Origin of the sequence: Azoarcus sp. TTM-91, from assembly GCF_012911025.1 — a bacterium.
Classification (GTDB): Bacteria; Pseudomonadota; Gammaproteobacteria; order Burkholderiales; family Rhodocyclaceae; genus Azoarcus.
In genome coordinates this window covers 58976-79516 of record NZ_WUEI01000006.1, presented here as the reverse complement: position 1 = coordinate 79516, position 20541 = coordinate 58976, and the positions used below count along the sequence as shown (strand labels likewise).

The 20541-nt window shown below is 65.1% G+C and carries 21 protein-coding genes; 10 read left to right on the top strand and 11 right to left on the bottom strand.

The genetic code is table 11. The annotated features are described in order from the left end of the window. Positions 1-39: 39 nt before the first annotated feature. A complete protein-coding gene (gene icd / locus GRF61_RS03500) occupies positions 40-1284 on the bottom strand; it encodes an NADP-dependent isocitrate dehydrogenase (protein ID WP_169149327.1) in 1245 nt (414 codons plus the stop codon). A 292-nt stretch (positions 1285-1576) separates the two neighbouring features. Continuing rightward, on the bottom strand, positions 1577-3811 hold the full coding sequence (locus tag GRF61_RS03495; RefSeq protein ID WP_169149326.1) for an NADP-dependent isocitrate dehydrogenase: 2235 nt from the start codon (positions 3809-3811) through the stop codon (positions 1577-1579). 547 nt (positions 3812-4358) lie between these two features. Between GRF61_RS03495 and aceK the strand changes: the two genes are divergently transcribed. Beyond that, positions 4359-6128: a bifunctional isocitrate dehydrogenase kinase/phosphatase gene (aceK, locus tag GRF61_RS03490; RefSeq protein ID WP_169149325.1), complete on the top strand. Its 1770-nt coding sequence runs from the start codon at positions 4359-4361 to the stop codon at positions 6126-6128. Positions 6129-6156: 28 nt separating this feature from the next. Here aceK and soxB read toward each other — a convergent pair whose 3' ends face one another. The 5 genes from soxB to soxY form a co-directional block, all read right to left on the bottom strand. Then, positions 6157-7878, bottom strand: coding sequence for a thiosulfohydrolase SoxB (soxB, locus tag GRF61_RS03485; protein WP_169149324.1), 1722 nt, complete (start codon positions 7876-7878; stop codon positions 6157-6159). Between the two features lie 102 nt (positions 7879-7980). Continuing rightward, positions 7981-8598 carry a sulfur oxidation c-type cytochrome SoxX gene (soxX, locus tag GRF61_RS03480; RefSeq protein ID WP_211165716.1) on the bottom strand — a complete coding sequence of 206 codons (618 nt, stop codon included), beginning with the start codon at positions 8596-8598 and terminating at the stop codon, positions 7981-7983. A gap of 10 nt (positions 8599-8608) precedes the next feature. Next, complete coding sequence (soxA, locus tag GRF61_RS03475) at positions 8609-9403, bottom strand: sulfur oxidation c-type cytochrome SoxA (RefSeq protein ID WP_169149322.1); 795 nt, start codon at positions 9401-9403, stop codon at positions 8609-8611. 91 nt (positions 9404-9494) lie between these two features. Next, a complete protein-coding gene (gene soxZ / locus GRF61_RS03470) occupies positions 9495-9806 on the bottom strand; it encodes a thiosulfate oxidation carrier complex protein SoxZ (RefSeq protein WP_169149321.1) in 312 nt (103 codons plus the stop codon). A gap of 21 nt (positions 9807-9827) precedes the next feature. Continuing rightward, entirely contained in the window at positions 9828-10295 is a 468-nt protein-coding gene (gene soxY, locus GRF61_RS03465) for a thiosulfate oxidation carrier protein SoxY (RefSeq protein ID WP_169149320.1), read from the bottom strand. A gap of 370 nt (positions 10296-10665) precedes the next feature. On the opposite strand from soxY, the gene GRF61_RS03460 reads away from it, so the two are divergent. Both GRF61_RS03460 and GRF61_RS03455 read left to right on the top strand, forming a co-directional pair. Next, the gene (locus GRF61_RS03460) at positions 10666-10965 is read left to right on the top strand and encodes a c-type cytochrome (protein ID WP_169149319.1); all 300 of its coding nucleotides are present in this window, start codon (positions 10666-10668) and stop codon (positions 10963-10965) included. A 14-nt stretch (positions 10966-10979) separates the two neighbouring features. Next, the gene (locus GRF61_RS03455; protein WP_169149318.1) at positions 10980-12254 is read left to right on the top strand and encodes an NAD(P)/FAD-dependent oxidoreductase; all 1275 of its coding nucleotides are present in this window, start codon (positions 10980-10982) and stop codon (positions 12252-12254) included. A gap of 85 nt (positions 12255-12339) precedes the next feature. Here GRF61_RS03455 and GRF61_RS03450 read toward each other — a convergent pair whose 3' ends face one another. Genes GRF61_RS03450 through coaBC form a run of 3 tightly spaced genes read right to left on the bottom strand, consistent with a single transcriptional unit; the run spans position 12340 to position 14449 of the window. Next, positions 12340-12768 (bottom strand): NUDIX domain-containing protein, encoded by a 429-nt coding sequence (locus GRF61_RS03450; protein WP_348982336.1) that lies wholly within the window; start codon positions 12766-12768, stop codon positions 12340-12342. Between the two features lies 1 nt (position 12769). After that, positions 12770-13219 carry a dUTP diphosphatase gene (gene dut / locus GRF61_RS03445; RefSeq protein WP_133591984.1) on the bottom strand — a complete coding sequence of 150 codons (450 nt, stop codon included), beginning with the start codon at positions 13217-13219 and terminating at the stop codon, positions 12770-12772. Positions 13220-13237: 18 nt separating this feature from the next. Next, positions 13238-14449 carry a bifunctional phosphopantothenoylcysteine decarboxylase/phosphopantothenate--cysteine ligase CoaBC gene (gene coaBC / locus GRF61_RS03440; RefSeq protein WP_169149317.1) on the bottom strand — a complete coding sequence of 404 codons (1212 nt, stop codon included), beginning with the start codon at positions 14447-14449 and terminating at the stop codon, positions 13238-13240. Between the two features lie 45 nt (positions 14450-14494). Here coaBC and radC point away from each other — a divergent pair, with 45 nt between their 5' ends. From radC to rpmG, 3 genes are all read left to right on the top strand, one after another. Beyond that, positions 14495-15178, top strand: a complete 684-nt coding sequence (gene radC, locus GRF61_RS03435; RefSeq protein ID WP_169149316.1) for a DNA repair protein RadC — start codon at positions 14495-14497, stop codon at positions 15176-15178. Positions 15179-15297: 119 nt separating this feature from the next. Further along, a complete protein-coding gene (gene rpmB, locus GRF61_RS03430) occupies positions 15298-15534 on the top strand; it encodes a 50S ribosomal protein L28 (protein WP_133591978.1) in 237 nt (78 codons plus the stop codon). Positions 15535-15576: 42 nt separating this feature from the next. Beyond that, positions 15577-15744 carry a 50S ribosomal protein L33 gene (gene rpmG / locus GRF61_RS03425; protein WP_004335521.1) on the top strand — a complete coding sequence of 56 codons (168 nt, stop codon included), beginning with the start codon at positions 15577-15579 and terminating at the stop codon, positions 15742-15744. Positions 15745-15892: 148 nt separating this feature from the next. On the opposite strand, the gene GRF61_RS03420 is transcribed toward rpmG, so the two are convergent. Continuing rightward, complete coding sequence (locus GRF61_RS03420) at positions 15893-16096, bottom strand: cold-shock protein (protein WP_107493706.1); 204 nt, start codon at positions 16094-16096, stop codon at positions 15893-15895. Between the two features lie 395 nt (positions 16097-16491). Here GRF61_RS03420 and clpS point away from each other — a divergent pair, with 395 nt between their 5' ends. From clpS to rraA, 4 genes are all read left to right on the top strand, one after another. Further along, positions 16492-16800: an ATP-dependent Clp protease adapter ClpS gene (clpS, locus tag GRF61_RS03415; RefSeq protein ID WP_133591977.1), complete on the top strand. Its 309-nt coding sequence runs from the start codon at positions 16492-16494 to the stop codon at positions 16798-16800. Then, positions 16801-19077 (top strand): ATP-dependent Clp protease ATP-binding subunit ClpA, encoded by a 2277-nt coding sequence (gene clpA, locus GRF61_RS03410; RefSeq protein ID WP_169149315.1) that lies wholly within the window; start codon positions 16801-16803, stop codon positions 19075-19077. Between the two features lie 172 nt (positions 19078-19249). Then, positions 19250-19813: a hypothetical protein gene (locus GRF61_RS03405; RefSeq protein ID WP_169149314.1), complete on the top strand. Its 564-nt coding sequence runs from the start codon at positions 19250-19252 to the stop codon at positions 19811-19813. 162 nt (positions 19814-19975) lie between these two features. Then, complete coding sequence (gene rraA / locus GRF61_RS03400) at positions 19976-20461, top strand: ribonuclease E activity regulator RraA (RefSeq protein WP_169149313.1); 486 nt, start codon at positions 19976-19978, stop codon at positions 20459-20461. The last annotated feature ends 80 nt before the right edge of the window (positions 20462-20541 follow it).

Here is a 20541-nt window from a genome sequence, read left to right as displayed (position 1 = left end):
GGGCGGCGGCCTTGCCGGTTTGCGCCACCCAGGCGCGTTCTACATGCGCGCGATCATCGCGTCACCGAAGGTGGAGCAGCTGACTTCGGTGGCACCTTCCATCAGGCGGGCGAAGTCGTAGGTGACCACCTTGTCGCCGATGGCGTCTTCCATGGACTTGATGACCAGGTCCGCTGCCTCCTTCCAGCCCAGGTGGCGCAGCATCATCTCGGCGGAGAGGATGAGCGAGCCGGGATTCACCTTGTCCTGCCCGGCGTACTTGGGCGCAGTGCCGTGGGTGGCCTCGAAGCAGGCGTACTTGTCGGAGATGTTGGCGCCCGGTGCGATGCCGATGCCGCCCACCTGGGCGGCGAGCGCGTCGGAGATGTAGTCGCCGTTGAGGTTGCAGCAGGCGATCACGTCGTACTCCGCCGGCCGCAGCAGGATCTGCTGCAGGAAGGCATCGGCGATGGCGTCCTTGACGATGATCTCCCGCCCGCTCTTCGGATTCTTGAAGCGGCACCACGGCCCGCCGTCGATCGGCTCGGCGCCAAACTCCTGCTGCGCCACCTCGTAGGCCCAGTCGCGGAAGGCCCCTTCGGTGAACTTCATGATGTTGCCCTTGTGCACGATGGTGACGTTGCGGCGGTCGTTGTCGATCGCGTACTGCATCGCGGCGCGGAACAGGCGGGAGGTGCCTTCGCGCGACACCGGCTTGATGCCAATGCCGGAGGTGGCGGGGAAGCGGATCTTCTTCACCCCCATCTCTTCCTGCAGGAAGCGGATAACCTTCTTCGCCCCATCCGACTCCGCCGCCCACTCGATGCCAGCGTAGATGTCCTCGGTGTTCTCGCGGAAGATCACCATGTCCACCTTGCTCGGGTCGCGCAGCGGCGAGGGCACGCCGTTGAAGTAGCGCACCGGGCGCACGCACTGGTACAGGTCCAGTTCCTGGCGCAGGGCGACGTTGAGGGAGCGGATGCCGCCGCCCACTGGCGTGGTCATCGGCCCCTTGATCGAGACGGCGTATTCCTTCAGCGCGTCGAAGGTCTCCTTCGGCAGCCACTCGTCCGGGCCGTAGAGCCGGGTGGCTTTCTCGCCGGCGAACACTTCCATCCAGTGGATTTTCTTGCTGCCGCCGTAGGCCTTGGCCACCGCCGCGTCGATGACCTTGAGCATCACCGGCGTGATGTCCACGCCGATGCCGTCGCCTTCGATGTACGGGATGATGGGTTCGTCGGGTATCGGCTGTCCGGGGACGATCTTGCTGCCAGCCGCCGGAACCTTGACATGAGATGCACTCATTGCTGCCCCTCCTGGTGTGCGCGTTGGACAAACGGATTTGCCTTTGCGACCGTCGGCCGGCGATGTCCATCCCTGTACGGGATTTTTCTTGCTGATCGGCCGGAGCCGCCTTGACCGGACTGCGTTTCGATTATCCATGAAACGCCGGCAGGGCCAACGCAGGGGGAAACCCGGGCAAGGCCAGGGGAAGCGGAAAAGAAAAACGCCGGGACCAGCCCGGCGTTCTCCCTTTCACGGCAGGAGGCGCGCCTAGGTCAGCGCGCTTCCAAGCCGTTGATTGCTGTGCAGCGTATCAGGCACCCACCGTTGCCAGCGCGGCGTTGAAGGTAGTGCTGGGGCACATCACCGCCTTGCACTTGGCCACATCCACCTGGTAGTAGCCGCCGATGTCCACCGGCTTGCCCTGCACCGCCTTCAGTTCGGCGACGATGTTCTGCTCGCCTTCTTCCAGTGCCTTCGCCAGCGGGGCAAAGTGGGCGGCCAGCGCGGCATCCTCCGTCTGCGCGGCCAGCGCCTGGGCCCAGTACAGGGTCAGGTAGAACTGGCTGCCGCGGTTGTCCAGCTCGCCGGTACGGCGCGAGGGGGACTTGTCCAGGTCCAGCAGCTTGCCGGTGGCCTCATCCAGCGTCTTGGCCAGGATCTTGGCCTTGGCGTTGTCGTTCTTGATGCCGAGGTCTTCCAGCGATACCGCCAGCGCCAGGAACTCGCCCAGCGAATCCCAGCGCAGGTGGTTCTCTTCCACCAGTTGCTGCACATGCTTGGGCGCGGAGCCGCCGGCGCCGGTCTCGTACATGCCGCCACCGGCCATCAGCGGCACGATGGAGAGCATCTTGGCCGAGGTCCCCAGTTCCATGATGGGGAACAGGTCGGTGAGGTAGTCGCGCAGGATGTTGCCGGTGACCGAGATGGTGTCCAGCCCGCGGGCGACGCGTTCCAGGGTGAAGCGCATGGCACGCACCTGGGACAGGATCTTGATCTCCAGGCCCTTGGTGTCGTAGTCCTTCAGGTAGGTCTCGACCTTCTTGATCAGCTCGTTCTCGTGCGGACGGTAGGGGTCCAGCCAGAACACCGCCGGCATGCCGGAGTTGCGGGCGCGGGTGACGGCCAGCTTGACCCAGTCGCGGATGGGTGCGTCCTTCACCTGGCACATGCGCCAGATGTCGCCGGCCTCCACGTTCTGCGTCAGCAGCACTTCGCCGGTGGCGAGATCGGTGATGTTGGCGATGCCGTCTTCCGGGATCTCGAAGGTCTTGTCGTGGGAGCCATACTCCTCGGCCTTCTGCGCCATCAGGCCGACGTTGGGCACGGTGCCCATGGTCTTCGGATCGAAGTTGCCGTGCCATTTGCAGAAGTTGATCATCTCCTGGTAGATGCGGGCGAAGGTCGACTCCGGCATCACCGCCTTGCAGTCGTAAGGCTTGCCGTCGGCACCCCACATCTTGCCGCCCTGACGGATCATGGCCGGCATGGAGGCATCGACGATGACGTCGTTGGGCGAATGGAAGTTGGTGATGCCCTTGGCGGAGTCCACCATGGCCAGCTCGGGGCGATGCTCCTGGCAGGCATGCAGGTCGCGGATGATCTCGTCGCGCTTGGACTCGGGCAGGGTCTTGATCTTCTCGTAGAGGTCGACCATGCCGTTGTTGACGTTGATGCCCAGCTCGTCGAACAGCTTGCCGTGCTTCTCGAAGGCTTCCTTGTAGTAGATCTTGACGCAGTGGCCGAAGACGATGGGGTGTGAGACCTTCATCATCGTCGCCTTCACGTGCAGCGAGAACAGGATGCCGGCTTCGCGGCAATCCTCGAGTTCCTTCTCGTAGAACTCGCACAGCGCCTTCTTGCTCATGAACATCGAGTCGATGATCTCGCCGGCCAGCAGCGCGACCTTGGGCTTGAGCACGATGGTTTTGCCGGAGGCGGTGATCAGCTCCATCTTCACGTCGCGCGCCTTGTCCAGCGTCATCGACTTTTCGCCGTGGTAGAAGTCGCCGTGGTGCATGTGGGAGACGTGGGTCTGCGACCACTGCTTCCATTCACCCATGGAGTGCGGGTGCTTCTTGGCGTAGTTCTTAACCGCCAGCGGCGCGCGGCGGTCGGAGTTGCCTTCGCGCAGCACCGGGTTCACCGCGGAACCCAGGCACTTGGAGTAGCGCGTCTTGATGGCCTTGTCTTCGTCGGTCTTCGGGTCTTCCGGAAAGTCCGGCACCTTGTAGCCCTTGGTCTGCAGCTCCTTGACCGCAGCCTTGAGCTGGGCCACCGAAGCGGAGATGTTGGGCAGCTTGATGATGTTCGCATCCGGCTGCAGCGTCAGCGCGCCCAGTTCAGCCAGGGTGTTGGGCACCTTCTGTTCGTCGGTCAGGAATTCGGGAAACTCCGCCAGGATGCGGCTGGCCAGCGAGATGTCGGCTTCCTCGACGTTGATGCCGGCGGGAGCGGTGAAAGCGCGGATCACCGGCAGGAAAGCGGCGGTCGCCAGCATCGGCGCTTCGTCGGTGATGGTGTAGAAGATGGTCGGCTGCTGCGACATTGCTTGTTTCTCCCTCATGGTCTGGGTGCGCTGATCGAACGATGGCGCGGACGGGCGGTGGCCCGGGGGCGCCAGCGCGTCGAAAGACATGGGGAACGCGGGCCCGGCATGGAGAGCGCGCTCACCCGCGACTGTCTCCCGCCCTGTGCGCAGCCACTTCCGGCACGCCCGCGGCTTGTCTGCCTCCGCGGTGCCTCGCGACTCCCAACCGACTTTTCGAGCGCCGCATTATAGCGCCGCGACCCGGCGTGCACGCCAGAAGTAAAACAGGCTTTCACAATATGAAAAAATACAGAAGATAAAAGATATAAGACTTCCCGGACCAAGTATCAAAAAATGCACCGACCGGAGCCATCAAGTCCTTGTTTTTCCTCTGCTAAGCGGCCTCCGCCCAGCCCCGCCACGCACCGGCCGGGCCGCGCCCTCCGTTCGTCCCCCCGGCCTTTCAAGCACGCCTGCGGGCCAGCGAACAGGGCCTCTTGCGCCGGCTGTTGCCAGCGCCTCGCGGCTGCGTATCCTGTGCGCATTGCCCCAGGGGAAAGCCGAGATGGACGCGCCCTACAGGAATAGCCCGGTGTCGCTCGCGATCGCCCAGGCCCTCATCGAAGGCTTCAACAAGCACTACCGCATCTTTCGCGAGACCTCGCGGCGAGCCAAGGAATTCTTCGAGGCCGCCGAATGGCAGGCCCAGCTGGACGCGGTGCGCGACCGGGTGCAGTTCTACGACGACCGGGTGGACGAGACGGTGCAGCGCCTGCACCGCGAGTTCCATGCCGACTCGGTGGACGACGCCACCTGGCAGCAGGTGAAGCACCATTTCATCGCCATGCTGATCAAGCACAAACAGCCGGAGCTGGCGGAGAGCTTCTTCAACTCGGTGTGCTGCCGCATCCTGCACCGCACCTATTTCAACAACGACTACCTGTTCGCCCGCCCGGCCGCCTCCACCGAGTACATCGAGTCCTACCCGCCGGTGTATTCCAGCTACTACCCGCGCGACCGCGGCCTGGCCGGCACGCTGCGGGACATCATCGAGGACTTCGACTGGCAGCGCCCCTTCGAGAACCTGGAGCGGGACATCCGCTACATCCTGCGCACCGCCCACCAGCACCTGGGCCACTGGCCGAAGATGGAGGTGAATTGCCAGCTGCAGGTGCTGTACGCCGCCTTCTACCGCAACAAGACGGCCTACATCATCGGCAAGGCCATCAACGGCTACCAGGAATACCCCTTCACCCTGGCGGTACGGCACAACGCCCAGGGCCTGCTCTACATTGACACGGTGCTGCTGGACGCCTGGCGCATATCGGTGCTGTTCTCGCTGTCGCGCGCCTACTTCATGGTGGACATGGAGGTGCCTTCCGGCTACGTGCAGTTCCTGCGTTCCATCATGCCCAACAAGCCGCGCAGCGAGCTCTACACCATGCTGGGCCTGGGCAAGCAGGGCAAGACCATGTTCTTCCGCGACCTGCTTGCCCACCTGCGCCATTCCAACGATCAGTTCATCGTCGCGCCCGGCATACGCGGGCTGGTGATGCTGGTGTTCACGCTGCCGTCCTACCCCTATGTGTTCAAGGTGATCAAGGATGTGTTCGGCAGCACCAAGAACGTCGACCGCGCCACGGTGAAGCGCAAGTACCTGCTAGTGAAGCAGGTGGACCGGGTGGGCCGCATGGCGGACACGCTGGAGTTCTCCTACGCGGCGCTGCCGCTGTCGCGCTTCCATCCGGAGCTGCTGGAGGAGTTGCGCCAGCTGGCGCCTTCCTGCTTCGAGATCGAGGGCGACAGCCTGGTCATCAAGCACCTCTACATCGAGCGCCGGATGACGCCGCTCAACCTCTACCTGGAGCAGGCCAACGACGAGGAGGTGGAGCATGCGGTGCGCGAGTATGGCAACGCCATCCGCGAACTGGCCATCGCCAACATCTTCCCCGGCGACATGCTGTGGAAGAACTTTGGCGTCACCCGCTACGGCCGCGTCGTGTTCTACGACTACGACGAGATCGAGTACATGACCAGCATGCACTTCCGCCGCATTCCGCCGGCGCCCTACGAGGAGATGGAATTGTCCGGCGAGCCCTGGTACACCGCCGGGCCGATGGACGTGTTCCCGGAGGAATTCGCCACCTTCTTGCTCGGCCAGCCGCGGGTGCGCAAGGCCTTCCTCAAGCACCACGCCGACCTGCTGCAGCCGGACTTCTGGCGCGCGGCGCAAGACAAGATACGCAGCGGTTATGTGGAGGACTTTTTCCCCTACCCGGTGGAGCTGCGCTTCTGCAATCTCTTTCCGCGCCGGCGGCCGCTTCCGGCGGACTGAGCCCGCCAGCTCATCTGGCCGGCCATTCTCAGATCAAGCCGGGATTGCCCGCCACGCCCTTCAGTACCGGCTGGGTCGGCGTGACCAGCGGCACCACCCCGCGGCCGCGCAGGTAGCGCGCCACCACCTCCCACACCGGCTCGCCGGCCTCCCGCGCCTCTTCCGCCACCGGCGCCCAGCCGGCCACGGTGTAAAGCTTGTCCGCCTCCAGCGGCTTGCCGTCCAGGCGCATGTCGCTGATGCGCCGGCCCATGGCCGCGCCCGGTTCGCAGGCGTACTGCAGCCCGCCCACCCGCACCATGTCGCCGCCCTGCTGATAGTAGGGATCGGGGTTGAAGAGGTTGTCGCAGACGTCTTCCAGCACCGTCTTGATCATCGCGCCGGTCATGCGCGTCACCGTGGTCCAGGGATAGGTGATGGCGGTCTGGTCCATCAGTTGCTCCATGGTCAGGGTCTCGCCCGGCAGCAGCGTGGTGCCCCAGCGGAAGCCGGGGGAAAAGGCGATCTCCGCCTCCTTCTCCGCCATCAGCGCGTCCAGCAGCAACTGATCCCAGGAGCCGTTGAAGTTGCCGCGGCGGTAGAGCAGGCCCTCGGTATGCGCCAGCGGCTCGGCCAGGCGCCCGGCGAAGGGCGCGCGCACCCGCTGGATGAAGGCGGCCATCTCGGCATCCGCCGGCAGCAGGTCGGCGAACACCGGCAGCAGGCGGTAGCGGAAGTCGGCCACCCGGCCGTCCTTCACCTCGAAGTCCATCACGCCGAGGAACTTGCCGTTGGAGCCGGCGTTGGTCACCAGCGTGCGGCCGCCGGGGTTGGCCACCACCACCGGCGCCGGCACGCCGTCATGGGTGTGGCCGCCGAAGATGGCGTCGATGCCGCTGACGCGCGAGGCCAGCTTGAGGTCCACATCCATGCCATTGTGCGACAGCAGCACGACCACCTGGGCGCCCTCGGCGCGCGCCTGCTCCACCGCCTGCTGCAGGCTCTGTTCCTGGATGCCGAAGCTCCACTCCGGCGTCAGCCAGCGCGGGTTGGCGATGGGCGTATAGGGAAAGGCTTGGCCGATGATGGCCACCGGCACCCGGTTGATCTCGCGGATCACATAGGGTTTGAACACCGGGTCTTCGAAATCGGTGGTGCGCACGTTCTGCGCCACGATGTCGATGCGGCCGGCGAAGTCCTTCTCCTCCACTTCCTTGACACGCTCGGCACCGTAGGTGGATTCCCAGTGCAGCGTCATCACGTCCACTCCCAGCAGCTTGGCGGCGTCCACCATGTCTTGGGCGCGGGTCCACAGCGCGGTGGCGGAACCCTGCCAGGTATCGCCGCCATCCAGCAGCAGCGCGCCCGGGCGACTCGCCTTCAAGCGCTTGACCAGGGTAGCGAGCTGGGCGAAGCCGCCGACCTTGCCGTAGTTACGCGCCGCCTCGGTGAAATCCAGGCAGGTGAAGGCGTGAGCCTCGGCGCTGCCGGGCGGAATGCCGAAGCGCTTGAGCAGGTGCTCGCCCACCAGGTGCGGCGCCTGCCCGGCCATGGCACCGACGCCCAGGTTCACCGAGGGCTCGCGGAAGCGCAGCGGCAACAGCTGGGCGTGGCAGTCCGTCATGTGCAGCAGGCTGACGTTGCCGAAGCGCGGCAGGTCGTAGAAGGCCTCGCCGGCCCGCGCCGCCTCCGCCCCGCCGTTGTGCAAGGCCAGCCCGCCGGCGGCGGCCACCGCCAGCAGTTGCAGGAATTCTCGGCGATGCATGGACATGGGCGGGCTCCGCGGGCCTGCGGCCTGCATCGGCCACAGCAGAAGAACGGGAATGAAAAAAGGCGGCGCTCCGCGAGAAGCACCGCCGCTGGCCGGGCTAGCTTACTGGTTGACCGGCGAAGCCGGGTCGAACAGGTAGGCCATCACATGCTTGATCTGGGCTTCGCTGAGGATGTGGGCGTCGCCCATGCGCGGCATCTGCGAGCAGGCGTTGTAGGCCTTGGCGTTCCACAGCTTGCCCCAGGTGTACTTGACCATGCCTTCGTCGCTGCCGCGCAGCTTGCCGTAGCGGTGCAGGCTGGGGCCTATGGTGCCGAAGGAGAGTTCCTGCGGCGCCAGCTGGTGGCAGTTGTAGCAGCCGCCGCCGTTGCTCTCGCCGGCCTTGTCTGTCCAGGTGAGGCCGCGGCCGCTCTGGGCGATCTTCTCGCCCTCCTTCCAGTCGCCGAAGAACTTGCCGTCGTCCGGCCAGCGCACCGTCTGCATCTGCTCGGCCTCGATCTGCTTCATGGCCGCGGCCGAGGGCGGCACCAGGGCGGAACAGGCTTTCTGGAAGTCCAGCTGGAGCTGGCGGTATTTGCTGGCGATGCCGTTCTCCTTGAAGGAGGACTGCATCATCTCGCGCGTCTGCGCGTCGTAGTCTTCGCCGGCGGCGGCGCTCAGGCCGGCGGTGGCGGCCAGCAGGGCGGCAAGCGCCGGCCGCAGGATGGAAACAGCTTTCATCGTGGGCACCTCAACGCTTGAGTCCGGGGGTTTGCAGCACGCCGCCCTGGGCGGTCGCCGCCATGTACACCGACAGCGCCACCGTCACTTCGGAGGCGAACTCCGGCTCGGCGGTGCGCTGCTGGCGGAAGCAGTCGTTGAGGCGGTGCTGCATGGTCCAGAACTGGCTGTTGGACACCCGGTAGGCCGGCCAGCTGCCCCAGGCGGCAATGGCACCTTCCTTGTGGGTGAGGTTGGGCAGGTCCTGCAGGCGGATGCGCTTGCCGTCCTCGCCATGGCAGGTGGAACAGGAGAAGTCCATCGGTCCGCTGCGGTAGTAGAAGGCGCGCTTGCCCAGCTCGTACATGCGGCGGGTCTGCGGGTTGGCGAGATCCAGCTGGATCTTCTGGCCACGAGAATGGGTGACGACGTAGGCGGCCAGCGCATCCATGGTCTTGCGCTCGCCCTTGTTCCAGTCGCCGTCCACCACCGCGGAGGCGGGAATGCCCTGCAGGGTTTCCATGCAGGTGAGGAGGCGGGATTCGAGGTCCTGCACCCGGCCGGTATCAGCGAAATAGCGCGGCATGCGGGCGAAAGCGCCGTCCACCACGCCCGGCCCCTGGCCGAGGTCGCATTGCTCCAGCGTGGCCTTCTTCGGCCCGCGCGGCGTCTTCCACAGGCTTTCGCCTTCCATCTCGAACAGTTCGGCGGGATTGCCGTCGGCGATCATCTCGCGGTACTTGGCGATCTCGTCGGCGGTGGATTGCGCCTGTGCGCCGCCCGCCAGCACCGCCGCCAGCGCGGCCATGCCCAGGGTCTTTCTCATCGTGCTTATCTCCGGGGACGGATTGATCTAGTTTTGAGCGGACCGGCAAGAGTCCGCGGCGCTGCCGGCCTGCCGCCGGCGCGCGGTCCCGTCAGGCGATCAGGGCTTCGTCGCTACGGCTGTCGCCCTTGTTGTCCACCCAGCTGACGACGATCTTGTCACCCTTGGCCCCGCCCTGGAACTTGAAGGACAGGTAAGGGTTGGTGGACACGGACGGGCCGAACTGGGCCAACAGCACCACCTTGTCGTTGTGCTTGGCCGTGAGCTCGGTAATGAAGTGGGCCGGCACCAGGGCGCCGGACGAATCCTTGCGCTGGCCGGTTTCCATGACGTGGGACATGAGCACGCGCACTTCGGTAAAACCGTCCTTCACCGCGGCGCGGATACGCATCGGGTTTGCCATTCTCTTTCTCCTGTGCCCGGTTCAGCCGCCGCAGCCGCCGAGGGTGACCTTCACTTCCTTCTTGGTCACGTAGAACTTGCCGTCCGCCTTCACTACCGCGTAGATGTCGGAGGTCTGGCCCATCTTCACCCGCGTCTGCACTTCGGCCGCGGTACCGGCGGGAATCTCGAACTTGGCCGCCAGCAGGTTGGGGTTCTTTTCGATCAGGATGGCGATCTGCTCGGTGTTGGGCAGTTTGCTGACCACGCCCACCGGCACCACCGCGCCGTTCTCGGCGATGTCCGGCGTGTTCAGCTGCACCTCGGCGCTGTCGCCCGGCTTGCCGGCACCCAGTGCCGCCAGCGCGCTTTCCAGGTTCTTGGCCTCGAAGGCGCTCTTGTTCCAGGCCGCTTCGGCCAGTTCCGGCTTGATCAGGCCGGCCGCCACCAGCAGGCCGAAAATGCCCAGCCCGCCGCCCGCCTTCAGGGTGTCCCTGCGCTTATGGTCCATCTGCTTCTCCTGTTCATGGGCACGTTTTCCCTTCGGCCGCCAGGGCCCCGGCCAGTGCCGGCAGGAAACGTCAAACGCAGCATTTTACCTTAGCGTCGCAAGCAGTTTTCCCGTCCTCCCCGCTCGCGTTCCGCGCAGGGAGGCGAGCGGGTTCGGAAAAGCCGGCAATCAATGCCTTTCGCATAGCAAAAGCATGCCACTCGCCCGTCGGCAGCATGGCCCTGGCCTTCCCCACTCGGCGGCGGAGAACGCCTGCGCGCCGGGCTTGTCGGAGCCAGGCCGGCGCACAGCCGGCCCGACCGGGCCATACCGCCGGGATATACTCGCAGCCCACCGTTGCGCCCCGATTCAGGAGAACCAGGAGAAACCGATGAAGCTCCACACCATGCTGGGCGCCGCACTCTGCGCCCTGGCCGCCGCATCAGTCCAGGCGCAGGACCCGCAGCTGGCGCGCAACCTGGCGGCCACCTGTGCCGGCTGCCACGGCACCGAAGGCGCCAGCACCGGCGCGATGCCGCGGCTGGCGGGTCAGTCCCGCGCGGAGCTGCTGCAGAAAATGCAGGACTTCAAGGCGGGCAAACGGCCGGCGACCATCATGCACCAGATCGCCAAGGGCTACTCCGACGAGCAGATCGCACTGATCGTCGATTACCTGTCCATCCGTAACTGAGCCGGAGCACAGCCATGTCGAGCAGACGCAACTTCATCAAGTCCGCCGCCGCGCTGGCCGGAAGCACCACCCTTGCCAGCCTCTCGGCCTGCGCTGGCGGCGGAGCCCGCAATGCCGGCCATGTGGTCATCGTCGGCGGCGGCTATGGCGGCGCCACCGCCGCCAAGTACCTGCGCATGTGGAGCCAGGGCAGCGTCGCCGTCACCCTGGTGGAGCGCAACCCGGTGTTCATCTCCTGCCCCATCTCCAACCTGGTGGTGGGCGGCGTGAAGCAGATGGGCGATATCACCGTCGGTTACGAGGCCCTGCGCAACCGCTGGGGTGTGCGGGTAGTGCAGGACGAGGTCACTCACGTCGACGCCGCCCGCCGCCAGGTGCACACCGCTGCCAACGGCACGCTGAGCTATGACCGCCTGGTGCTCTCCCCGGGGGTCGACTTCATCCCCGACGCGGTCGCCGGCCTGGACGGCCAGCAGGAGCGCATTCCCCACGCCTGGAAGGCCGGCCGGCAGACGGTGCTGCTGCGCCAGCAGCTGGAGGCGATGAAGGATGGCGGGGTGTTCGCCATGCACATTCCCAAGGCGCCCTACCGCTGCCCGCCCGGCCCCTACGAGCGCGCCAGCGTGGTGGCCGACTATCTGCGCCGCAACAAGCCGAAGTCCAAGGTGCTGGTGTTCGACGCCAACCCGGAAATCCAGTCCAAGAAAGCGCTGTTCACCACCGCTTTCGCCGAGTACGGCGCACTGCTGGAGTATCACCCCAACAGCGAGCTGCGCAGCGTAGACGCCGCCAGCCTCAGCGCCGAGCTGGAGTTCGACAGGATCCGCGCCGATGTCCTGAACGTGATTCCGCCGATGCGCGCCGGCGACATCGCCCGCAACGCCGGCCTGCCGTTGCTCAATGAGCGCTGGGTGGAGATCGACTGGCTGAGCTACGAGGCCAAGGGCGTTCCCGGCGTGCATGTGCTGGGCGACGCGCTGTTCCCCGGCCCCGCAATGCCGAAGTCCGGCCACATGGCCAACCAGCACGCCAAGGTCGCCGCCGCCGCCATCCTCAACCTGCTCGCCGGCGAAGCGCCCAACCCGGCGCCGGTGGTAATGAACACCTGCTACAGCTTCGTCGATGCCAAACGGGTGATCCACATCGCCTCGGTACACCAATACGACGCAGAGAAGAAGCAGCCGGTGCCGGTTGCCGGCGCTGGCGGGGTGTCGACCGCGGCCAGCGAACTGGAAGGGGAATACGCGCTGTCCTGGGCACGCAACATCTGGGCAGACATGCTGGGCTGACCGGCAGACTGCTCCAGGCGCGCTACACGCGTGGAAAGGGCCGGCAGTGCCGGCCCTTCTGCTTCATCCCGCCGCCGGGCCGCGCCTACCAGCCCAGTTCCAGCATCCACGGCGCCTGCGGCTGGCTCAGCGCAACGCGCACGTAAGACACGGTTTCCGCCGGCAATGCGGCCGCGTCGCACCAGACCAAGCAGTCGCACTTGTCCGGTTCCAGGATCTGCGGCTCGCCCTGCCATACGCGGGCGCGCAGGAAGAAATCGATGCGGTTGCTGTCGGAGCGGCGATGCACCACGCCCACCCACTCCAGCGCTTCGGCCTGCACCCTCAGGCCGGTCTCCTCGGCAAGCTCCCGCGCCGCCGCGGCGCGCACCGACTCGCCCTCCTCCACATGCCCGCCCGGCAGGCTGTAGAGGCCATCGAAGAAGCCTGTACCGGCGCGGCGCATCAGCAACACCCGGCCGCCGCGCTCACAGGCGACATGGACGCCGGTCGGGATCCCGGCATGCCGCCGCACCTCAGTGCTTGCCGGTACTGCCGAAACCACCAGCCCCCCGGTCGCTCGCCGCGAAATCGTCCACCACGTTGAATCCCACCTGCAGCACCGGTACCACCACCAATTGAGCGATGCGCTCCATCGGCTGGATGGTGAAGGCGTCCCGGCCGCGGTTCCACACCGAAACGAAGATCTGGCCCTGGTAGTCCGAATCGATCAGCCCGACGAGGTTGCCGAGCACGATGCCGTGCTTGTGGCCCAGGCCGGAACGCGGCAACACCATCGCCGCCAGCCCGGGATCGGCCAGGTGGATGGCCAGGCCGCTGGGGACCAGCGTGGTCTCGCCCGGATGCAGCACCACCGGCGCATCCAGGCAGGCCCTCAGGTCCAGGCCGGCGGAACCGGCTGTGGCGTAGGCCGGCGGATGCGACTTGAGGCGGGGGTCGAGAAGCTTGACGTCGATGCGATGCATTTGGGTTCCTTGGTTGCGTCAGACCACCTTGCCGGACGCGCCGCGCGCATCCAGCAAGGCAGCGAGATGGGTGACGATGTGCTGCGCCAGCTCGGCCTTGGGCGCCCGCGGCAGCGGATGGCGGCCGGCATCGTCGTACAGGATGATGGTGTTGTCGTCGCCGCCCAGCCCATCGCCCACCAGGTTGCCGACCAGCAGCGGCAGCTTCTTGTTGCGGCGCTTGCCTTCGGCATAAGTATCAAGATCGCGGCTCTCGGCGGCAAAGCCGACGCAGAAAGGCGCGTCCGGCAGCGCAGCTACCTCGGCCAGGATGTCCGGATTCGGCGTCAGCGCCAGGCTGCGGTCGGCCGCGGATTTCTTGATCTTGTGCTCGGCCGATTCCGCCGGCCGGTAATCCGCCACCGCGGCCACACCGATGAAAACGTCGGCACCCGGCAGGGCAGCCAGCACCGCGTCGCGCATCTGCAGCGCGCTGGCCACCGGCAACCGCCGCGCACCTTGCGGCACGGGCAGGGCCACCGGGCCGCTGACCAGCACCACCTCCGCCCCGGCGCGGGCACAGGCGCCAGCCAGCGCATAACCCATCTTGCCGGAGCTGCTGTTGGTGATGCCCCGCACCGGGTCTATTGCCTCGAAGGTGGGGCCGGCGGTGAGCACCACCTTGCGCCCCGCCAGCTGCTTGGGCGTGAAGAAGGCTAGTGTGCGTTCCAGCAGCTCCTCCGGCTCTTCCATGCGGCCCATGCCGATCTCCCCGCAGGCTTGGTCGCCGGCAGCCGGGCCGAACAACACTGCGCCGTCGGCGACGACGGTGGCGGCATTGCGGCGGGTTGCCGGGTGCTCCCACATCTGCCGGTTCATCGCCGGCGCCAGGAGCAGCGGACAGTCGCGCGCCAGACACAGCGTCGAAAGCAGATCGTCCGCCCGCCCCTGCGCCAGCTTGGCGATGAAGTCGGCCGTCGCCGGCGCCACCAGGATCGCGTCGGCGTCCCGGCTGAGGTCGATGTGCGCCATGCCGTTGTCCATGCGGGAGTCCCACAGGTCGGACCACACCGGATTCCCGGACAGGGCCTGGAAGGTCGGCGCACCGACGAAGTGCGTACCAGCCTCGGTCAGCACCACATGCACCTCGGCGCCAGCCTTGCCCAGCAAGCGCACCAACTCCGCCGCCTTGTAGGCCGCCACGCCGCCGGTCACTCCCAGAACCAGTTTCTTGCCTTGCAGATCAATCATGACATTCAGCTAAAATCGGCAGTTATACCCAAACAGGATAAGTCGATGGCGATCACGGACTGGCCCGAAGCGGAAAGACCGCGGGAAAAGCTGCTCAGCCGCGGCTCAGATGCCCTCTCGGATGCGGAGCTGCTCGCGCTCTTCCTGCGCGTCGGAGTGAAAGGCCGCAGCGCGGTGGACCTGGCCCGCGACCTCATCGCCCATTTCGGCACGCTTACGCGCCTCTGCGCAGCAGGCGCCGAGGAGTTCTCCGCCATCCCCGGCATGGGGCTGGCGAAGTATGCCCAACTGCAGGCGGTCATGGAACTGGCCCGCCGCGCCCTCAACGAACGCCTCAGCGAGCGGGACATCTTCGATTCGCCCTCCGCCGTGCGCGAGTGGCTGCAGCTGCGGCTGGGCCACCTCCCTCACGAAACCTTCTGCGTGCTCCTGCTGGACGCCCGTCACACATTGATCGAGGCGGTGGATCTATTCCGGGGAACGCTCACCCAGACCAGCGTCTATCCGCGTGAGGTGGTGAAGCTAGCCCTGTCGCGCAACGCCGCCTCAGTCATTCTCGCCCACAACCACCCCTCGGGCTCCGCCGAACCCAGCACCGCCGACCAGGTACTCACCCGCACACTCACCGAGGCGCTTGGCCTGGTGGATGTGCGGGTCCTGGACCATTTCATTATCCCGGCCCACGGCCGCCCCTACTCTTTTGCCGAGCACGGGCTGCTGCGCAACTGAGTTCAGGTGCGGAAAACAGGCGCCGGACATGAGGCATGTCGTTCGAGGACTTGCCTTTCCCTGATGACCTACGGTATATTCGAACGCTTTTCGCAATCCGAATTCCCCTGGAGCATCGTATGGCTCGCGTCTGCCAAGTGACCGGTAAAGCACCGATGGTGGGAAATCACGTTTCCCACGCCAACAACAAAACCAAGCGCCGTTTCCTGCCCAACCTGCAAAACCGCCGGTTCTGGAGCGAGAGCGAAAACCGCTGGATCCGCCTGCGCGTTTCCAATGCGGGTCTGCGCACCATCGACAAGAAGGGCATCGACGTCGTCGTTGCCGAGCTTCGCGCCCGCGGCGAGAAGCTGTAACCGCGGGCCCGCCCCGCCGTACCGAACAGAACGGAGAAAGCCATGGCCAAAGGCATCCGCGAAAAGATCAAGCTGGAATCCACCGCCGGCACCGGTCATTTCTACACGACCTCGAAGAACAAGCGCACCACCCCGGGTAAGCTCGAGTTCAACAAGTACGACCCGGTTGCGCGCAAGCACGTGCCGTACAAGGAAGTCAAGCTGAAGTAAGCCGCACCCGGCGGGCACTGCCCGCCCAGCAGCACCTACGGCATACGCCGTACGCACTCCAGAAAAAGAAGAAGGCCGCCGGTTCCCCGGCGGCCTTCTTCTTTTTCTGGCAGACCGTTGCCTGTAGGCGACGGCCCCGCCGAGACGGTCAGGCCTTCTGGATGTTGGAAGCCTGCTTGCCCTTGGGCCCCTGCGTGACCTCGAAGGAAACCTTCTCGCCTTCCTTCAGGGTCTTGAAGCCACTCATGTTGATGGCCGAGAAGTGCGCGAACAGGTCTTCGCTGCCATCGTCAGGGGTAATGAAGCCGAAACCCTTGGAATCATTGAACCACTTAACAGTGCCAGTTGCCATATTGCCCTAATCCTTAAAGTTACTTGGTACAAGACCGGGTCCCTCCCGGCCGATGCTTCATGTCAAGTCAAGCGCAACCAGCACTGCCGATTCGGACCGAAGGGACGGCCACAACAAACAGAACCAGCGCATTACGTCTTGAACGATGCACCGGCTAGCTTTTACGCACTTGTCAGCACACCGTCAACGATTTCTTTCCAGTCTCATAATTCTGCGCTGCACCAATACGGCGGCTGGATTCACGCCGTTTTGATGGCACGTTTCTGGCTTTGAAAAGAGCGGCAGAACCTCGCTGCGGCACCGCATTCAGGGGTGTTGCAAATTGCCGGAATACCCCCAAATAGGTCCCGTGGCGGCGTGTTGCACTCTGCTTCGACTTGATTAGAATGGTCCGCATGGCCACGCATAAACAAGACGATTTCGTGTTGGAAGCGCAACGGACGCGCACCCGTCCGCCGCCGATGTACAAGGTGCTTCTGTTGAACGATGACTTCACACCCATGGATTTCGTGATCGTCGTCCTCCAGAAATATTTCGGCATGGACCGCGAACGTGCCACGCGGGTCATGCTCCAAGTCCACAGAGAGGGCATGGGGGTGTGCGGTGTCTTCCCCCGGGACATCGCCTCGACCAAGGTTGAACAGGTCGTCTCCTATGCCCGCCAGCACCAGCATCCGCTGGCATGCGTGATGGAGGAAAACTGAATGATCGCGCAAGAGCTTGAAGTCAGTCTGCATATGGCCTTCGTGGAGGCTCGGCAGAAGCGCCACGAGTTCATTACCGTGGAGCATCTGCTGCTCGCCCTGCTCGACAATCCTTCCGCCGCCGAGGTTCTGCGCGCCTGCGCAGCCAACCTGGACGAACTGCGGCGCGAGTTGACCAACTTCATCAACGAGCACACGCCGAAGGTCGAGGGTAGCGAGGAAATCGATACCCAGCCGACCCTTGGCTTCCAACGTGTAATCCAACGCGCGATCCTCCATGTGCAGTCCTCGGGCAAGAAGGAAGTGACCGGCGCCAATGTGCTGGTCGCGATCTTCGGCGAGAAGGATTCGCACGCGGTCTATTTCCTGCAGCGCCAGAACATCTCCCGCCTCGACGTGGTGAATTTCATCTCTCACGGCATCGCCAAGACGCCCCAGCACGGTGCGGGCACGCCTTCCGGACGCAGCGAGTCCGAGCAGGGCGAGCAGGAGCATGAAGAGAAGGCCCCGGGGGGGGCGCTGGAGAACTACACCCAGAACCTCAACCAGCAAGCGCTGGTGGGCAAGATCGATCCGCTGATCGGCCGCGAGAAGGAAGTCGAGCGCGTCATCCAGACCTTGTGCCGTCGGCGCAAGAACAACCCGCTGCTGGTCGGCGAGGCCGGCGTCGGCAAGACGGCGATCGCGGAAGGCCTGGCCCGCCGCATCGTCGAAGGCCGCGTGCCGGAGATCCTGGAAAATGCGCAGGTCTACTCCCTGGACATGGGCGCCCTGCTGGCTGGCACCAAATATCGCGGCGACTTCGAGCAACGTCTCAAGGCGGTGCTGAAGCAACTGGTCGAGAACCAGGATGCCATCCTGTTCATCGACGAGATCCATACGCTGATCGGTGCTGGCGCCGCCTCCGGCGGTACGCTGGATGCCTCCAACCTCCTGAAGCCGGCGCTGTCCTCCGGCCAGTTGAAGTGCATCGGTGCGACGACCTATACCGAGTTCCGCCAGATCTTCGAGAAGGATCACGCGCTGTCGCGGCGTTTCCAGAAGGTCGACGTGGTCGAGCCCTCGGTGAATGAGACGGTGGAAATCCTGAAGGGGTTGAAGAGCCGCTTCGAGGAGCACCATGGCGTCAAGTACTCCAGTTCGGCGCTGTCCAGCGCTGCGGAGTTGTCGGCCAAGTACATCAACGATCGTCATCTTCCCGACAAGGCCATCGATGTGATCGACGAGGCGGGCGCGGCCCAGCGCATCCTGCCGAAGTCCAAGCAGAAGAAGACCATCGGCAAGAACGAGATCGAGGAGATCGTCGCCAAGATCGCCCGCATCCCGCCGCGCACCGTGTCCAACGACGACAAGGCCGCGCTGAAGACGCTGGACCGCGACCTGAAGAACGTGGTGTTCGGCCAGAACAACGCCATCGATGCGCTCGCCAAGGCGATCAAGATGTCTCGCTCCGGCCTGGGCAACCCGCAGAAGCCGATCGGCTCCTTCCTGTTCTCCGGCCCCACCGGGGTTGGCAAGACGGAAGTGGCCCGCCAGCTTGCCTATACGCTGGGCATCGAGTTGGTGCGCTTCGACATGTCGGAATACATGGAGCGCCACGCGGTGAGCCGGTTGATCGGCGCGCCTCCGGGCTACGTCGGTTTCGACCAGGGCGGCCTGCTGACCGAGCAGATCACCAAGAAGCCGCACTGCGTGCTGCTGCTGGACGAGATCGAGAAGGCGCATCCGGACATCTACAACATCCTGCTGCAGGTCATGGACCACGGCACACTGACCGACAACAACGGCCGGCAGGCGGATTTCCGCAACGTGATCGTGATCATGACCACCAATGCCGGTGCGGACGTGATGCAGAAGTCGGTGATCGGCTTCTCCGCCAAGCGCGAGGTCGGCGACGAGATGTCGGAGATCAAGCGGATGTTCTCGCCGGAGTTCCGCAACCGGCTGGATGCCATCATCCCGTTCAAGGCGCTGGACAACGAGGTCATCCTGCGGGTGGTGGACAAGTTCCTGATGCAGTTGGAGGCCCAGCTTCACGAGAAGAAGGTCGAGGCCCACTTCTCCGAGGAGCTGAAGACTTGGCTGGCAGAGCGAGGCTTCGACCCTTTGATGGGCGCCCGGCCGATGGCCCGCCTGATCCAGGACACCATCCGGTCGGCACTAGCGGACGAGCTGCTGTTCGGCCGGCTGGTCAATGGCGGCAGGGTCACCATCGATCTGGACGACGAGCAGAAGGTCAAGCTGGTATTCGACGAGACCGAGGCGGTCACTGCCTGATCCCGCGTCGAAGTTCTGGCACAGCGAACGACACAGCCCCCCTCCGGGGCTGTGTTTTTTTGTGCCCTATTCTTTCCCATCACCTCCCCTGCCCGGCCCATTCCCTTTCCCCTGGCGCGGTTATTGCAGGAACGCTTGGTATTTCTTAACCCAAACCAAGCAGGAGTGTCAGATGCTGTTCGACCGCTATGAGCAACAAGGGCTGCTGTTCAACATGAACTTCAAGGAAGCCACCAGCGAGGCTGGCAAGGCCGCCTACCGGGGCGAGCTTGTCCTGGTCGAAGGCGAGGTTGGTGACGCTGCGGGCCGCCGCAAGCCGCCCACGGTAGTGATGCGTGGCGCGGTGCTGCTGTCCGATGGCGACAAGGTCATCATGGCCGGCGGCATGCTGAACGACATCGATGAAGTGCCGCTCTTCTTCCAAAAGTACGGTGCCGATCTCACCCCCAGCAGCAAGCTGCTGTTCTTCGTGGTGAACGTCGCGAAGCCGCTGTTCACCGAGTTCAACGGTAGCTCCGCCACGCTGATCCCGCTGCAGGACGGCATGGTGTGGAATGAGCTGATCGACGAGCTGAAGCTGGAAAAGGGCGACTTCAAGGGCCAGTCCGCCGCCGACAAGGTGCTGACCGTGGCTGCCGCTTTTGGCGACTACGCGCCCAAGTACCCGACGGTGGGCTGGGACGAAGTGGTGGCCACCAAGACCGACGCGGTGCGCGAGGCGCGCGGTCCGGTCTGAGTCCTGCGCGCGACTTGTCGCGTTCGGCCCTGTCGGCTGTCCTACAACGGACGGCCGGCAGGCCGCACGAAGCTCCCGCAGCATCCGTTATGATGCGGACGCCCCGGCGCCGCCGGGTCCGGAGCCGCTTCCGGTTTGTCCCCGCCTCATCACGGAGCCAGCATGTCCCTCGCCATTCAGACCGCAGATCTGTGCGACGCCAACGAAGACAAGGTCAGCGTCGTCGCCCCCATGTTCCGCAGCTTCGGCGGCCGCAGCGCCTTCTGCGGCCCCATTTCCACCCTCAAGCTGTTCGAGGATAACGCCCTCGTCCGCACCGCCCTCGCCTCGCCCGGCAACGGCCGCGTGCTGGTGATCGATGGCGGCGGCTCCCAGCGCTGCGCCCTGGTCGGCGACCAGCTTGGCGAACTGGGCGTGAAGAACGGCTGGGCCGGTGTGGTGGTGTATGGCTGCATCCGCGATTCCAAGATGCTGGGCGGCATGGACCTGGGCGTCTTCGCCCTCGGCACCCACCCGCGCAAGTCCATCAAGCGCAAAGTCGGCGAGGTCGACATACCTGTCACCTTCGGTGGCGTCACCTTCGTGCCCGGCCACTACCTGTACGCGGACGAGGACGGCGTCATCGTTTCCGCCGAAGCCCTGCTGTAAGAAGGACGAAGGACGCGGAGCCTTGCGGCCACCGCGCCCATCTTGCGAAAAACACCGGCGCGGCAGTGCGGCCGCGCCAT

What these genes read in the sequence shown, in the direction of transcription:
- radC (WP_169149316.1), top strand. Translation starts at nt 14,495, where the DNA reads ATGGCGATCACGGACTGGCCCGAAGCGGAAAGACCGCGGGAAAAGCTG.
- clpS (WP_133591977.1), top strand. Translation starts at nt 16,492, where the DNA reads ATGGCCACGCATAAACAAGACGATTTCGTGTTGGAAGCGCAACGGACG.
- rpmG (WP_004335521.1), top strand. Translation starts at nt 15,577, where the DNA reads ATGGCCAAAGGCATCCGCGAAAAGATCAAGCTGGAATCCACCGCCGGC.
- soxA (WP_169149322.1), bottom strand. Translation starts at nt 9,403, where the DNA reads ATGAGAAAGACCCTGGGCATGGCCGCGCTGGCGGCGGTGCTGGCGGGC.
- rpmB (WP_133591978.1), top strand. Translation starts at nt 15,298, where the DNA reads ATGGCTCGCGTCTGCCAAGTGACCGGTAAAGCACCGATGGTGGGAAAT.
- GRF61_RS03455 (WP_169149318.1), top strand. Translation starts at nt 10,980, where the DNA reads ATGTCGAGCAGACGCAACTTCATCAAGTCCGCCGCCGCGCTGGCCGGA.
- soxY (WP_169149320.1), bottom strand. Translation starts at nt 10,295, where the DNA reads ATGGACCATAAGCGCAGGGACACCCTGAAGGCGGGCGGCGGGCTGGGC.
- GRF61_RS03460 (WP_169149319.1), top strand. Translation starts at nt 10,666, where the DNA reads ATGAAGCTCCACACCATGCTGGGCGCCGCACTCTGCGCCCTGGCCGCC.
- soxZ (WP_169149321.1), bottom strand. Translation starts at nt 9,806, where the DNA reads ATGGCAAACCCGATGCGTATCCGCGCCGCGGTGAAGGACGGTTTTACC.
- dut (WP_133591984.1), bottom strand. Translation starts at nt 13,219, where the DNA reads ATGCATCGCATCGACGTCAAGCTTCTCGACCCCCGCCTCAAGTCGCAT.
- soxB (WP_169149324.1), bottom strand. Translation starts at nt 7,878, where the DNA reads ATGTCCATGCATCGCCGAGAATTCCTGCAACTGCTGGCGGTGGCCGCC.
- coaBC (WP_169149317.1), bottom strand. Translation starts at nt 14,449, where the DNA reads ATGATTGATCTGCAAGGCAAGAAACTGGTTCTGGGAGTGACCGGCGGC.
- rraA (WP_169149313.1), top strand. Translation starts at nt 19,976, where the DNA reads ATGTCCCTCGCCATTCAGACCGCAGATCTGTGCGACGCCAACGAAGAC.
- GRF61_RS03405 (WP_169149314.1), top strand. Translation starts at nt 19,250, where the DNA reads ATGCTGTTCGACCGCTATGAGCAACAAGGGCTGCTGTTCAACATGAAC.
- aceK (WP_169149325.1), top strand. Translation starts at nt 4,359, where the DNA reads ATGGACGCGCCCTACAGGAATAGCCCGGTGTCGCTCGCGATCGCCCAG.
- GRF61_RS03495 (WP_169149326.1), bottom strand. Translation starts at nt 3,811, where the DNA reads ATGTCGCAGCAGCCGACCATCTTCTACACCATCACCGACGAAGCGCCG.
- clpA (WP_169149315.1), top strand. Translation starts at nt 16,801, where the DNA reads ATGATCGCGCAAGAGCTTGAAGTCAGTCTGCATATGGCCTTCGTGGAG.
- GRF61_RS03420 (WP_107493706.1), bottom strand. Translation starts at nt 16,096, where the DNA reads ATGGCAACTGGCACTGTTAAGTGGTTCAATGATTCCAAGGGTTTCGGC.
- icd (WP_169149327.1), bottom strand. Translation starts at nt 1,284, where the DNA reads ATGAGTGCATCTCATGTCAAGGTTCCGGCGGCTGGCAGCAAGATCGTC.
- soxX (WP_211165716.1), bottom strand. Translation starts at nt 8,598, where the DNA reads ATGAAAGCTGTTTCCATCCTGCGGCCGGCGCTTGCCGCCCTGCTGGCC.